At 48.5% G+C, this 14,142-nt stretch carries 14 protein-coding genes; 7 read left to right on the top strand and 7 right to left on the bottom strand.

Features of this window, described 5'->3' with window-relative positions; translation table 11 throughout:
• Window positions 1-169: 169 nt before the first annotated feature.
• Window positions 170-1,042, bottom strand: coding sequence for a nucleotidyltransferase-like protein (locus P9687_RS08810; RefSeq protein WP_017551383.1), 873 nt, complete (start codon window positions 1,040-1,042; stop codon window positions 170-172).
• Between the two features lie 139 nt (window positions 1,043-1,181).
• On the opposite strand from P9687_RS08810, the gene P9687_RS08815 reads away from it, so the two are divergent.
• Window positions 1,182-1,541: a YgzB family protein gene (locus P9687_RS08815; protein ID WP_035183901.1), complete on the top strand. Its 360-nt coding sequence runs from the start codon at window positions 1,182-1,184 to the stop codon at window positions 1,539-1,541.
• A gap of 111 nt (window positions 1,542-1,652) precedes the next feature.
• Here the strand turns inward: P9687_RS08815 and budA are convergent, their stop codons facing one another.
• Window positions 1,653-2,402 (bottom strand): acetolactate decarboxylase, encoded by a 750-nt coding sequence (gene budA, locus P9687_RS08820; RefSeq protein WP_017551385.1) that lies wholly within the window; start codon window positions 2,400-2,402, stop codon window positions 1,653-1,655.
• A gap of 84 nt (window positions 2,403-2,486) precedes the next feature.
• A complete protein-coding gene (alsS, locus tag P9687_RS08825; RefSeq protein WP_035189984.1) occupies window positions 2,487-4,175 on the bottom strand; it encodes an acetolactate synthase AlsS in 1,689 nt (562 codons plus the stop codon).
• A gap of 193 nt (window positions 4,176-4,368) precedes the next feature.
• Between alsS and alsR the strand changes: the two genes are divergently transcribed.
• Window positions 4,369-5,256: an acetoin biosynthesis transcriptional regulator AlsR gene (alsR, locus tag P9687_RS08830; protein ID WP_014097391.1), complete on the top strand. Its 888-nt coding sequence runs from the start codon at window positions 4,369-4,371 to the stop codon at window positions 5,254-5,256.
• Window positions 5,257-5,449: 193 nt separating this feature from the next.
• Here alsR and perR read toward each other — a convergent pair whose 3' ends face one another.
• The 3 genes from perR to P9687_RS08845 form a co-directional block, all read right to left on the bottom strand.
• On the bottom strand, window positions 5,450-5,905 hold the full coding sequence (perR, locus tag P9687_RS08835) for a peroxide-responsive transcriptional repressor PerR (protein ID WP_017551387.1): 456 nt from the start codon (window positions 5,903-5,905) through the stop codon (window positions 5,450-5,452).
• 204 nt (window positions 5,906-6,109) lie between these two features.
• Window positions 6,110-6,664: a cob(I)yrinic acid a,c-diamide adenosyltransferase gene (locus tag P9687_RS08840; protein WP_035189986.1), complete on the bottom strand. Its 555-nt coding sequence runs from the start codon at window positions 6,662-6,664 to the stop codon at window positions 6,110-6,112.
• 308 nt (window positions 6,665-6,972) lie between these two features.
• Window positions 6,973-7,377, bottom strand: a complete 405-nt coding sequence (locus P9687_RS08845; RefSeq protein ID WP_013860258.1) for a potassium channel family protein — start codon at window positions 7,375-7,377, stop codon at window positions 6,973-6,975.
• A gap of 143 nt (window positions 7,378-7,520) precedes the next feature.
• Between P9687_RS08845 and P9687_RS08850 the strand changes: the two genes are divergently transcribed.
• From P9687_RS08850 to P9687_RS08870, 5 genes are all read left to right on the top strand, one after another.
• Entirely contained in the window at window positions 7,521-8,813 is a 1,293-nt protein-coding gene (locus P9687_RS08850) for a glutamate-1-semialdehyde 2,1-aminomutase (protein ID WP_168985505.1), read from the top strand.
• Between the two features lie 121 nt (window positions 8,814-8,934).
• A complete protein-coding gene (locus P9687_RS08855) occupies window positions 8,935-9,948 on the top strand; it encodes a sulfonate ABC transporter substrate-binding protein (protein WP_429906481.1) in 1,014 nt (337 codons plus the stop codon).
• Complete coding sequence (locus P9687_RS08860; protein WP_014097384.1) at window positions 9,945-10,727, top strand: ABC transporter permease subunit; 783 nt, start codon at window positions 9,945-9,947, stop codon at window positions 10,725-10,727. The genes P9687_RS08855 and P9687_RS08860 overlap by 4 nt, the downstream gene beginning before the upstream one ends.
• A gap of 16 nt (window positions 10,728-10,743) precedes the next feature.
• Window positions 10,744-11,532, top strand: coding sequence for an ATP-binding cassette domain-containing protein (locus P9687_RS08865; RefSeq protein ID WP_014097383.1), 789 nt, complete (start codon window positions 10,744-10,746; stop codon window positions 11,530-11,532).
• A gap of 514 nt (window positions 11,533-12,046) precedes the next feature.
• Window positions 12,047-12,688 (top strand): YitT family protein, encoded by a 642-nt coding sequence (locus tag P9687_RS08870; protein ID WP_014097382.1) that lies wholly within the window; start codon window positions 12,047-12,049, stop codon window positions 12,686-12,688.
• A 104-nt stretch (window positions 12,689-12,792) separates the two neighbouring features.
• Here P9687_RS08870 and P9687_RS08875 read toward each other — a convergent pair whose 3' ends face one another.
• Window positions 12,793-14,076 (bottom strand): MFS transporter, encoded by a 1,284-nt coding sequence (locus P9687_RS08875; RefSeq protein ID WP_328228562.1) that lies wholly within the window; start codon window positions 14,074-14,076, stop codon window positions 12,793-12,795.
• Window positions 14,077-14,142: the final 66 nt, after the last annotated feature.

Raw genomic sequence — 14,142 nt, forward strand, 5'->3', positions numbered from 1 at the left:
AGTTTTCAAGGAACAATCTGTTTTGACAGCGACTAAATTATTATACCATCATAACGAAGTCTTTGTCAATAACTTTTTTCGTCTTTCGTCGTTGCTCTTTCATGTTCATCAGCGACGTATATAACTATACCAAGTTATTTATTATGCGTCAATACTAAATTTGATTTTTTTATTGTTTTTTTGGAATCCGGTACCGTCTATGGAAGATTTCAGGCCCCTTTGTCGGCACTGTAATTTCCTCGATCATATTTTTTTCAATTAAAAATTCAAGCAGAACAGGCAAGTCAATACTGTACGATTGAAGGCCTGGATGGAAAAGCAGTTCGTCAATTGTCCATTCTTCCCGTTCTTCCATCAGTTCCAGTAAATGCTGCGCGCCAAACGATGTCTTCGAATAAATGTGGAATTCACTCGCAAGAAAGAGCAGTTCAAGGCGCTTTTCCAGCGACTCTTCACTTGTTACCAGTTCTTCGTACAACTTGAAGATTTGCAGATCAATTTGCTTTACCTGGTTCCAGACGGTTATTTCCGGGTGAAAGCCGTTTTCGATCACCGCGAGTCTGGCGAGATGGTGCAAGGCGTGAATGATGTGATTATAGGCATCGAGGTACTGGCGCTGTTTGAAGAAGTCTTTCCCGTTTAAATACCGACGGATCAATTTGGCAAATTCCGTGCCGATTTTGACCTTTCGTTCATGAAACGGAAAATCCCTTACTTCATCTTTTAAACGTGCCATGTACTCATTCCGGTCAAATAAGATCAGCCCTTCTGTAATCCATTCAAATATATTGCTGTTTGTCCCGTACAGCATCCACTCTTTCAACTGGTTCTCTGCCACGACATATAAGGCGGCTTTTTTGTCTTCATAGCGGTAATGCTTGACGTAGAGCGGCTGGTCCTGCTCTTTGACAATGATGAAGAGAATGGCGTCGAACAAATTGGTTGCGGCATCTTCATCCGGCTTTTTTTCAATATACAGGACAGAAAGGGTATTTGGAAGGCTTGCCCTTTCCTGGTAAATCGGCCTTAAAATGTCTCTCATGCGTCATTCCTCCATCATGCTTTCTATGAACGTATTTCTGCAAATCCCGGGAAATCCCCTGCAAATTTTCGAAACAAATTTCAGTATATTGCATTCCTTCCTTTTTCGCCAGTTATGTTATATTTAAAAGAAAGGGGGAATGGTATTGGCAAAGTATTCAAGCAAAATCAATAAAATTCGGACATTTGCCTTAAGCTTGATTTTTTCCGGATTTATCGTCATGTATATCGGGCTGTTTTTCCGGGCGCATCCGGTTGTTGTAACCCTTTTTATGCTGTTCGGCCTGTTCTTTATTTTATTGAGCACAGTGGTTTATTTCTGGATCGGCATGCTCTCGACGAAAGCGGTGCAGGTTGTATGCCCGGGCTGCGGCAAGCCGACAAAAATGCTGGGCCGGGTAGATATTTGCATGCATTGCAACGAGCCGCTGACACTGGATCCTGAGCTTGAGGGAAAAGCGTTTGACGAATCATATAATCGTAAGCGATTGCAGAAGTGACAGGCGGGGTGGAGATGAAAAAGCCTAGGTTGCCGGAGTCAGGCAAGCCCCGCCCAATTTGAAGAAACCCGCATCCGGTTTTCGCCGGATGCGGGCCGTCTTCGCCTTCGTTCAGCCTTCTGTCTTTTCCAGTTCCTCTGCCAAATTGGCGCGGGAAAGGTTCGCATTTAAAAAAGCGTCTGTTTCCGGAAGTTCCAGATGCATATGCGTTTTTTTGCTGATCCGGATCGTCCCGTAGTCAAGCACATAGTCAAAGACATGGCCGCCGCCGGTGCGTTTGTCGTCAATAAAATGGAGGTGGAAGCCGGCGACCGCGATTCCTTGTGCAAACATCGGCGTCCAAAAACCAGCAAGCGTTCCTTTTGTATTTTCAAACGAGTAAACCGGCTGGGATTTCACCGCTTCCGTCATGGGAACCGGTTTTTCCTGGTAGGAGACGGTTCTTGTGTTCATTTTTTTAAAAACACCGTCCACACGAATGGCATAAAATAAATTTTCGCTGCGGACGAGATCTTTGATCAAGTCTTCCAGTTCGGGTTTTGCTAGAGGACCTTCAGCTGTATAGGTGATATCCTCCGAAAAATGTGCAAGCGAGCAAAACGGTGACTTGTCTTCAGGCTGTACACGTTTTGCCGTCCCGTCCTTCAGCTGATAGAACGCATTGTCAAAGGCAATCAATTCCCCGTCCAAATGGTTGAAAGTGCCGATGCCGAAATCGCCGAACTTTTTTAATTCAGCAAACGTCTTGTCGCTTTCGTATACGCCGTCAAGAAGCGATGTCATCGTGGACAATTGGTATACTTCATCGGTCCGGCTTGTTAAAATTTGCTCTGTATTTTGATTTTCTGCAGCAGTACGCATGGTAAACCCCTTCTTTCTATCGTATCCTGAAAAATTTGTGCCGGCTGAGTCCAAGTTATAGCAGCTGCCCGCCGCAGTAAGTGATTATACCAATTGGTTAGGCAGCAGTTTTTTCGCCAGTTCCAGGTTGTCGCTATAATCAACCGGGACATCGACCACGACCGGGCCTTCTGAGTCCAGCGCTTCCTTCAGTACAGAAACCAGCTCATCAGGTGCATTCACCCGCAAGCCTTTTGCGCCGTAACTTTCCGCGTGTTTTACAATATCAACGGGGCCGAAGTCTGCTCCCGATGTGCGCCCGTATTTCATTTGCTGCTGGAACGCCACCATGTCATACGTGCCGTCGCGCCAGACGATATGCACAAGCGGTGATTTTAAACGGACGGCCGTTTCAAGTTCCATGGCGGAGAACAGGAAGCCGCCGTCTCCGGAGATCGATATTACTTTTTCATCCGGATTGACAAGCGTTGCGGCAATCGCCCACGGAAGCGCAACCCCGAGCGTCTGCATGCCATTTGAAAACAGCAGGCGGTTCGGTTCATATACCCTGAAATGGCGCGCCATCCAAATATAATGGGAACCGACATCGCATGTCACGGTCACATGGTCATCAATCAACGAACGCAAATCATGAATGAACTGGAGCGGATGCACAAGATTTTTATCCGCCTTTTCCGATGGTTCGTCGCGCAAATTCAGCTGGTTGCGGAGATGTTCCAAAAGTTCCATGGACTTACTGCTCATATTTAAACGGGCCAGCTGTTCTTTGATGCTGTCAACGCTCGCTGAAATGTCACCGACAAGTTCGATTTCCGGCTGGTAATCATGATCGATATCGGCGCGGATTTCATCGAGATGGATGATTTTTCTTTCCCCTTCGCTGTTCCAAAACTTCGGATCGTACTCAACAGAATCGTAACCGATCGCAAGCACCACATCCGCATGCTCAAGCAAAATATCGCCCGGCTGGTTGCGGAACAAGCCGATGCGGCCGAAGAAACGGTCTTCCAAATCTCTTGAAATCAAGCCTGCCGCCTGGAATGTTTCAACAACCGGCAATGCGATTTTTTTCAGGAGGGACCGGACCGCTTTCACGACTTTCGGGCGGCTCGCACGCATCCCGACCAGAATGACCGGCAATTTGGCATGCTGGATCGCTTTTACAGCTTCTTTAATCGCTTCTTCATTTGCTTTCCCGAGTTCCGGGCTTTCAAGCGGACCCAAAGCTTTGACAGACGCCGGCTCCATCAGCACATCCTGCGGGAAGCTGATAAAAGCTGCCCCTGCCTGTGCTGAAGCGGCAGAACGAAATGCATTTGTCATCACTTCCGGCACTGTATCCGGATGAACCACTTCCGCTGCGTATTTTGTAATCGGCTGAAACAGGGATACATTGTCCATCGACTGGTGCGTTTTTTTCAGTCTGTCTGCGCGCGGCACGTTTCCTGCGATTGCAACGACAGGATCGCACTCCGTATTCGCAGTGGCAAGCCCGGTGGCAAGGTTGGAAGCCCCCGGCCCGCTCGTTACCAGGCAGACACCCGGTTTTCCTGTTAAACGCCCGATAGCAGCGGCCATAAAAGCGGCATTTTGTTCGTGGCGGCATACAATCAATTCCGGGCCGCGTTCTTTTAGGACATCAAATACGGCATCGATTTTTGCGCCCGGAATGCCGAAAACGTACGGCACTTCCTGTTTTTCAAGGCAATCGACAACCAGGTCTGCAGCTGTTTTTTTCGTCGTATTGGTTGGATTTGAATTCTTTTTTTCCACAGTTCCCACTCCCAAGGACAGCCCTATTTTGAACTTTCCCCCGTTTATTACAGGGGAAAACGTTCATCTATAGGCTGAGCGAACTTGTTTCTATCTATACTTTACACCACACGAGGAAATGTTTAAAATATATTATTGTGCTATAAATAATATATAATAAATATTAATCCCAATGAGGGAGGAGGAAATACAGATGGAACTGCGCCATCTTCATTATTTTTTAACGGTCGCGGAAGAACTACATTTCGGAAAAGCAGCAGAGCGGCTGCAAATGACCCAGCCACCGCTTTCCCAGCAAATCCGGCAGCTGGAAGAAGAAATCGGGGTGGACCTTTTTATCCGCAATAAACGTCATGTTGAACTGACGATCCCGGGAAAAGTTTTTTTAAAAGAGGCCAAGCAGGTCCTTGAGCAGCTGGACAGGGCAGTGGAAAATGCACAGCGGGCTGAGCGGGGGGAATTCGGGAATGTGGTAGTCGGCTTTGTCGGTTCGGCGACTTATGACATTTTGCCGGCTATCGTCCGGGAATTCCGGCTGAAATATCCGAAAACGGCCGTTTCCCTTCATGAGTTGTCAACCCCGGACCAGATTCGGGCGCTGCATCGGAAAGAAATCGATGTCGGCCTGCTGCATCCGCCGATTCATGATCCTTTAATTGAAACGGCTGAGATCCAGACAGGTGCGGCTGCCCTTTCAATGCCGAAAAACCATCCGCTTGCCCAAAAGGAAAAAATCCGCATCGAGGATCTGGCGGACGTCCCGTTTGTCGTTGTGTCGCGTGATATTTGGCCGGGCCTTTATGATGAATTTCTGTCTCTTTTCAAGGACGCCGATTTCAGCCCGAAAATCGTCCAGGAAGCCACCGAGTACCAAATGGTCGTCGGCCTTGTGACAGCCGGAATTGGAATCGGGGTGCTACCACGGACAGCCGAAAAATTATTTAATCTCGATATTGTGTACAGGGAGATTGAAGGGCACCCGTTAAATGCCGTTTTGTCCATTGCGTACCGGAAGGAAGACCAAAACCCGGCCCTTGCCAATTTCTTAAACATCTCCGGCCGGGTGGCAGCAGAATTTTAATGGATTTTTGACCGATTGCATAAATACAATGAAAAATCCGGCCTCCCAACGAAAGAAGAGCCGGATTTATTGCATAAAAGTGTATAAAGTTGCACCGCTAAAACTTTTTAAAAACCTTGCTTGCGGTTTATCAGGTCCCGGTTTAAAGCCGCAAAAAAAGAACCGGACGAACCATTTCGCCGGCATTTGCGCTTTATTTTGCTTCCAGGTAACTGTGCTTTTTCATACATTCCGGACAGGTACCGTAAATTTCCATACGGTGGTGGCTTACTTTAAAACCGGTCACATGCGCGGCAAGCTGTTCCACTTCATCCAGGCCCGGATAGTGAAAGTCGACAATCTTTCCGCAGTCTTCGCAAATAATATGGTAATGGTTTGATGTGACAAAATCAAAACGGCTTGAAGCATCTCCGTAAGTCAGTTCCTGTACCAATCCGATTTCCTTAAAAACGCGCAAGTTATTGTAAACGGTGGCCACACTCATATTCGGGAATTTTCCCTCAAGAGCCTTATATATTTCATCGGCGGTTGGATGTGACATGGATTCAATTAAGTATTCCAATATCGCATGACGTTGAGGGGTAATACGAACGCCCGACTGTTTCAAGGTTTCCAGTGCTTTATTCAACTGCTGCTCGGACACCGCCATGCACCTCTTTTCTAACAATTATCATTCTTAATTTATAATCTTTATAAAAAGTTTACAAAATAACCCCCTGTTTTGTCAAACAAATTAGCGAATCCATGCGCCGGGAATTTCCCTTTTCCGCGCTCTTCAGGCTCAAAAAAGAAGGAAATTCGTTCATTAGGATGCCTTTTTTTCAGCCGGGAGTATGTAAAAGCAATGCCCCGGCTATTCCTCAAGCGGCTGGAGCGGGTGGTCTTTCACCCCAAGGCAGTGATTGATATATCTTGCCGCAACGAACAGGAAATCGGACAACCGGTTTAAAAACGACAGCACAAGCGGATTTACGCCATCGACCGCAACACTTGCCCGCTCCGCCCTTCTTGCAACTGTGCGCGCCGCATGCATCGCCGCTGCTGCCGGATGCCCGCCCGGCAAAATAAAGGTTTTTAACGGTTCCAGTTTTCCATCCCATTTATCAATCAAAGCCTCAAGTTCATCGATATAAGCCTGTTTCAATTTCCAGTGCACTTCTTTTCCCTCGGGCGTGGAAAGCTCCGCACCGGCATGGAACAGCATCGTCTGGACCCTGCTGAAACATTGTTCCAATTCTTCTTTTTCCGGAAATTGTTCGCCGTGCAAAAAACTGAGCGCAACGCCGATCGCCGAGTTCGCCTCATCCACTGTTCCGTAAGCTTCAACACGCGGATCGTTTTTCGCTGCTCTTACCCCGTAAACGAGCGATGTCGTCCCTTTATCACCGGACCTTGTATAAATTCTCATCTTGTCCCCTCCGCATCAATTTGATGGATCAGCCTATATAAACGCCGCCGCGCTATTTTTTCACTCTGCCCTTTCCCGTAAAACCATATATTAGTTTTGTATCACGAATTCGAAAAAATTGCCATAAAAAAAGAAACCGAACAAGTCGGCTCAAAGATATCGTTATTTTTTTGAGGAGGTAATATACACTATGAACCCGCGGCAAATCCGCGTGGACAAAAGCCGCCCCGGATACAAAAATAGGCGCCGGCCGCATTTTGATCTTCCCTGGCGGACAACGGCCGGCATGCGGGAATCCCCCTGCCAGGCTATTTTTTTTCCGAGTCAAAAGCGGATCTTACCACAAACGCCGCCGGGATGGTATAGCCGATTAACGCTTCAATGATAATAAGAACCCGTGCGGCCCCGATCGGAACAATATCCCCGTACCCGACCGAAAACAGCGTGACGGCACTCAAATACATATAATCAAGCAGTGTGCGGAAATCATGCCCTTCCAACAGCTTTCCGTGATGGAGCGCAATTTGGAATCCCATCATATCGAGCAGTAAAAACAACAACCCGAACCCGATCATGATATTGGTGTACGTAAAAGCAAGAAAGAGAAAACGTTCAAATGAAAGCTGCTTCGCGCGCCAGGATGCCGGATAAAACAAGGTGCGCAGGCTCATCACAATACAAAGGACAACCAATATGCCGAGAAAATAAAACATGCCCGATACCCCCGGCGCCTTTCAAGTTTGTCCTTCCATTGTATGCCCCCGCCGCCCGGCTTATGACAGTCTTTACGGGAAGAAAATGGAAGGCTACAATAGAATGGTGGAATTGGCCAATGCCAATGAGGAGGGAACGATAAATGGATTTTTCAAAATCTGAAAGCTTGTATAAAGAAGCACTTGAGCATATTGTCGGCGGCGTAAACAGCCCGTCCCGCTCGTATAAGGCGGTGGGCGGCGGAGCCCCAGTTGCCATGGAAAGGGGAAAAGGCGCGTACTTTTATGACGTGGACGGCAACCGCTACATTGATTATCTGGCGGCATACGGCCCGATCATTACCGGCTTTGCCCATCCGCATATTGCTGCTGCCATTAAAAAAGCAGCCGACAACGGCGTTTTGTTCGGCACGCCGACCCCGTATGAAGTGCAATTCGCAAAAATGCTGAAAGAAGCGATCCCGTCCCTGGACAAAGTCCGCTTTGTCAACTCGGGAACAGAGGCGGTCATGACAACGATCCGCGTTGCCCGCGCCTACACGGGCCGCGACAAAATCATTAAATTCGAAGGCTGTTACCACGGCCATTCTGACCTCGTGCTTGTCGCAGCGGGTTCAGGCCCGTCGCAGCTCGGCATGCCGGACTCAGCCGGCGTAACAAAAGCCATCGCAAACGAAGTCATCACCGTCCCTTATAATGATGTGAAACCTTTTAAACAGGCACTCGAAAAATGGGGCGATGAAGTTGCCGCCGTACTGGTTGAACCGATTGTCGGCAACTTTGGCATTGTGCCGCCGAAACCGGGATTTTTGGAAGCCATTAATGAACTGGCGCACAAAGCCGGCGCCCTTGTCATTTACGACGAAGTGATCACCGCTTTCCGTTTTATGTACGGCGGCGCGCAAAACATGCTCGGCGTTACCCCGGATTTAACCGCCATGGGCAAAATCATCGGCGGCGGACTGCCGATCGGGGCATACGGCGGCCGCAAAGACATTATGGAAGAAGTCGCACCGCTCGGCCCTGCTTACCAGGCCGGAACCATGGCAGGCAACCCGGCTTCAATGCTTGCCGGAATTGCCTGCCTTGAAGTGCTCCAGGAAAAGGGCGTGTATGAAAACCTCGACCGTCTCGGTGCCATGCTTGAAAAAGGCATTTTGGAAGCAGCTGAAAAACACGGCGTCACCATTACCATTAACCGCGTAGTCGGCGCCTTTACCGTTTACTTTACGGGCGAAAAAGTCGAAAACTACAAGCAGGCTGAAGCATCCGACGGCGAGTTGTTCGGGAAATTTTTCAAACTGATGCTCGAGCAAGGCATTAACCTTGCCCCGTCAAAATATGAAGCCTGGTTCCTCACAACCGCGCATACGGAAGAAGATATCGCAGAAACAATCAAAGCCGTCGATCATGCTTTTTCACAACTGAAAAAATGATGCGCCAGCAAAGCACTGCCTTTCCCGAAACGGAGGCAGTGCTTTTTATTCCCCCGGTCGGTACAGGTACCTAATCAAGGTTTGCGCATAAATTATAAGGAACTTTACTGAATGAGGGGATGTGTTCTGCTTGAGAAAAATTTTCAAAAAACGTGCCGGCATCGCACTGCTCGGGTTTTTGCTTCTCTTTTCCATTTTCGCCACGGGATGCGGCGGAAAACAGGAGACAGGAAAAAAGCAGCAGACTAAAACCAGGCAAAATGTCATCCGAATCGGCTATCAGAAAAACTGCCCGCTTTTGATTTTAAAAGCAAGCGGCACCTTGGAAAAAAGGCTGAAACCGCTCGGCGTAAAGGTGGAATGGTACGAATTCCAGTCCGGAACAGCGCTTCTCGAGTCCTTGAATTCCGGAAATATTGATTTTGGCAGGACGGGGGACTCGCCGCCGATTTTTGCACAAGCTTCCGGTTCCAATCTGAAATATGTCGGGGTCGGAAAATCAAAATACGAAGGTGCAGCCATCTTGGTGAAAAAGAATTCCCCGATCCGTTCCGTGGCAGACCTGAAAGGAAAAAAAGTCGGGTTTGCAAAAGGAAGCAGTTCCCATTATTTTCTTGTCAAAGCACTGGAAAAAAACGGCCTTTCGTACAAGGACATCACGCCGGCTTACCTGCAACCGGGGGATGCCAGAGTCGCCTTTGAACAAGGCACAATCGATGCATGGGTCATATGGGATCCGTTTACCGCCGATGCCGAAGTAACGGGCCATGCACGGACACTTGTGACAGGAAAAGGATATACGACAGACCGCGATTATTTTCTCGCCACTCCGGCATATTTGAAAAAACACGAAAAAATCGTCCAAATCGTCCTCGATGAAGTAAAAAAATCGAGTACCTGGGCAAATGAACACCCTGCCGAATTAACGGAATTACTTTCAAAAGCCCTCGGTATAGACCAAAAAGCGATCAAAATCGCAGTAGACAGAAGGGAATACGGCCTTGATCCGTTTACCCCAGAAATCATCCAAGAACAGCAGCAGATCGCCGACAAATTTTACGAACTGAAATTGATCCCGAAAAAAGTGAATGTAAAAGACAATATTTACCATTTCAAAAAGGATGAAGGAAAGTGAAACATTTTACCGGCTTTTTCATCCAAAAACTGATTCCATGGGGCATCCCGGCCGTGATTATCATCATTTGGCAAATTTTTGCAAAAGAAGGCATCGTATCACCAAAAATTCTGCCGGCGCCTTCAGATGTCCTGATTGCGGCAGTGGAACTGGCAAAAAGCGGCGAGCTCGGGCATCATGTCTGGATCAGTCTGCTACGGGCTGTGACCGGTTTTCTGATTGGCGGAAGCATCGGCTTTATCCTCGGTTTGGTGAACGGGCTGTTCCGCACAAGCGAATTATTGCTCGATACTTCTGTCCAAATGCTCCGTACCATTCCGCATCTGGCGTTAATTCCGCTTGTCATTTTGTGGTTTGGGATCGGGGAGGAAGCGAAAATATTCCTCGTTGCCCTGGGGGTGTTATTTCCGGTATACCTCAACACTTTCCACGGCATCAAGTCCGTTGATAATGGATTAATTGAGATGGGGAAAATTTACGGATTAAAGGGCTGGCGGATGTTTGCCCATGTCATTTTCCCGGGCTCCCTTTCCTCCATTTTGGTTGGCATTCGGTTTTCATTGGGCGTGATGTGGATTACATTAATCGTGGCCGAAACCATCTCTTCCACATCCGGTATCGGATACATGGCGATGACGGCAAGGGAATTTATGCAAATGGATGTCATTCTTTTAAGCATTCTACTGTATGCCCTTTTCGGGAAATTGTCCGATGCTATCGCCCGCTTTTTTGAAAAAAGATGCCTGAAATGGCATACCAGTTACCAGGAACAATCTTGAAATCGGAGGGACAAATATGGAGAGCTTCCTGCAATTCGACCATTTAGAAAAACGCTATGGAAACAGGGACGTTTTGAAAAATATTACATTATCGGTCAAGAGGGGGGAGTTTATCGCCATTGTCGGCAAAAGCGGCTGCGGAAAAAGCACGCTTTTGCGGCTCTTGTCCGGTTTGGAAAAGCCGAGCGGCGGGCGGATTCTGATCGACGGGAAACCGCTCGGAAATCTGAACAGTAAATCGTGCATGGTCTTTCAGGACGGGCGACTGTTGCCGTGGAAGCGGGTGATCGACAATGTTGTCCTCGGTCTGGATGGCGATCACAAAAAGGAAGCAATCGAAGTATTAAAACATGTCGGGCTTGAAAACTATACCGATGAGTGGCCGGGCAAATTATCCGGCGGACAGAAACAGCGGGTGGCGCTGGCACGCGCGCTTATGCATCAGCCGGAACTGCTGTTGCTGGACGAACCGCTCGGCGCCCTCGATGCATTGACCCGGCTGGAAATGCAAAATCTGATCGAAGAAATCCGCAGATTAAACAGTTTTACCGCCCTGCTTGTAACCCATGATGTGGAAGAAGCCGTGGCTTTAGCCGACAGGGTCGTCCTGCTGTCGGACGGCATCATTGCTGAAGATGTCCCGGTGAAACTGCCAAGGCCGCGGCAAAGAGACCGCGAATCTTTTGCCGCTCTCGTCAACAAAATCCGGAACCGGATTATGGGCGGCCCCGTGCAGGCACCGCCCAAACAAGCGAACAGTTTTTCAGACAGCCGTTCTGTTTATCCCCTGCCCGGCACCCACTAACCCGGGGAATGGCGCTTTATGACCCGCGCCACTCCCCGTCTGCTGCTGCGTTTTTAACAGCCTCATAAAAAGCCGTAATAGCTGTAACTGAACGGCCTGGAGAGTTCAGCATGCTAAACGGCTAAATCCCGGTTCGGCACGGCAACACAACATCAGGAGTGGCCGTGTTTTTCTGCAGAGACAAGCGCCGGCCTTCTCTCACGTTTCAGAAAACTGGCATAGGATATCTGAGCGTGCGAGAGAGGCATTTACTCCTTCTCTCCCGTTTCAAAAGAGGTCCCTCCCGGCCGCATGACGCAAACCGCGCCCGCCAGTAAAAAAGAACCGGCTTTAGCTGCACAGTCAGAATCCCCCTCCACATACGGGGGGTTTTCTCTAAAGTGTGCTTTTCATCGGTAGCGGGTGAGCTTTCTCATGCACTCCCCCGCACTTTCTTGAAAGACCGGCATGTGGCCGATTGTACAAGCATATAGTAAATTGTAAGGCATTCTCATTCAGTTGAGGGATGATTTTCTTGAAAAAGCAACATAGCCGGAATGTAAAAAAATTGTTGATGATTATGGCCGGGGCTGCCCTTCAAGGCTACTCAATGGGTGTATTCTTATTCCCAAATGCCATCCCATCAGGCGGGGCCGGGGGGCTTACAGTGCTCTTCCACCACTGGTTCCACGTCCCTCTTAGCATTGCACTTTGGATGCTGAACTCCTCCATGCTTGTATTCGCCGTGTACTTTTTAAGTGCTGCCAGTGCAATGGGTACGCTTCTCGGGATTACGGTTACATCTGTTTCGGTCAATCTTTCCGCATTTTTATGGGAAACACCATTCCATAACGAATGGCTTGACCTTGCCTTAGGCTCCGTATTGCTCGGCATCGGCATCGGCATTCTGCTCCGGCAAGGTGTTTCCAACGGCGGCATCGGCATTGTTGCCCTCATCATTTCCAAATACAGGAGCGTCAATCCGGCCACCCCACTTTTTATCATCAACGGGCTCATTTTTATTCTGACGGCGTATGTGATCGACTGGGAAATTGTCGTACAAGCCGTCATTTGCCAATATGTGTCAACCAGAATTGTCGGCTGGATTTATCAATTTTCCTTTCAAGCCATTTACTTAAAGCTTCCCTTTCTTCCGTTAGGCTGGCGAAAAAAATAAACGGGCCAGGATCGATGCCGGCAATTCATGCACAAACCACTCTTATCATCCCAATTGAAAAAATTACCAGCATCCGGATTCCATCCCGTTCTTGAAAAATCCGTTTACCTGCCGCCCACCGGTTCCAAAATGGTGTGCCGGCTTCTGTGCCGGCTTCTTTTCTTTTTTTCTTCCCCGCCGGATGAGCCTTTTTCAGTCTGCGGGCGGATCAATAATAACGACAGTAACCCGACTGCAAATGTAAAGCAGGCAATCGAGATAAACATCCCCGGCCGCGACCACGCCATCAGCCTCCCGAACACCGGCGGCCCGACAGCCACCCCGAGAAACCGGACAGATCCGTACAGTGACGTGACAAATCCCCGTTTTTCTTTTCCAACGGCATTCGTAATAAAGCTGTTGACACACGGCAAAATGAGACCGGTGCCGAGGCTCCCAATAGCAAGGACCGGAATAAACAGAAAAAGCCCTCTGAAAAACGTAAGAAGCGCGTAAGAAAGGGTCATCAGGCAGAAGCCCGTGACAATCAGTTTTTTCATCAAGCGCTGGTTTTTCCCGATTTTGCTGCCGGTAATATAAGATGTGGTACACATGACAAGCAGGGGAATCGCCAGAATCAGTCCTTTCATCACACCGTCAATTTTATAACTTTTTTCCAACACATTGGATAGGAAAAAAAGAATACCAAAAAGGGTAAACAAGCATGTCGCGCCTGCAAGATAAGCAGTGCATAGCCACCGCCCGTCGTCTTTAAACACACTGACAAGCCCTTTTACATATTTCCCGAGCCCGGGTGGTTCTTTCTTTTTTGGTTTTTCTTTAATAAAGACCCATGTTAAAAAAATGGAGACAGCGACCACTACCGGAAAAGCAAAAAACGTGCCATACCATACGAGCAATGCGATCAGCGCCCCCAATATCGGAGACAGCACTTTTCCAAACCCGTTTGAGGCTTCCACAAGGCCGAGCACCCGGCTTTCTTTATCGCCTTTAAACAGATCCCCAGTGAGGGCCATGGCGATTGGTGCTGTACCGGCTGCCCCGATTCCCTGAAGCGTGCGGCCTGCCAGGATCCAGGCGAAAGCATGGGAAAACAAAGCGGCTGCGATTCCCGCCAGAATGCCGCCTGCCCCGTATAAAAACAATGCCGGCAAAATTACGGCTTTCCGGGAAAAGCGGTCGGAAAGATAGCCGAGCACCGGGATGAACACGGCCGCCACAATGGAGAAAACGGAGATCGTCAAGCTTGCCTGAAAGGAAGTCAAGTGAAGTTCAGACTGCATTTTCGGCAGGACAGGAATCAGCATCGAATTGCCAAGCGTCATAATTAATGGAATGGAGCCGATTGCTGCCACTGTCATTACAGAAGGTTGTTTGCTTGCCATAATATCCTCCCCGGATTTCAATTTTTGCTCTGTTAGATTATCCGGAAGCAAACATTTTATTCTTTTGCC

The organism is Weizmannia sp. CD-2023 (genome assembly GCF_036225245.1).
Taxonomy (GTDB): Bacteria; Bacillota; Bacilli; order Bacillales; family Bacillaceae_C; genus Weizmannia; species Weizmannia faecalis.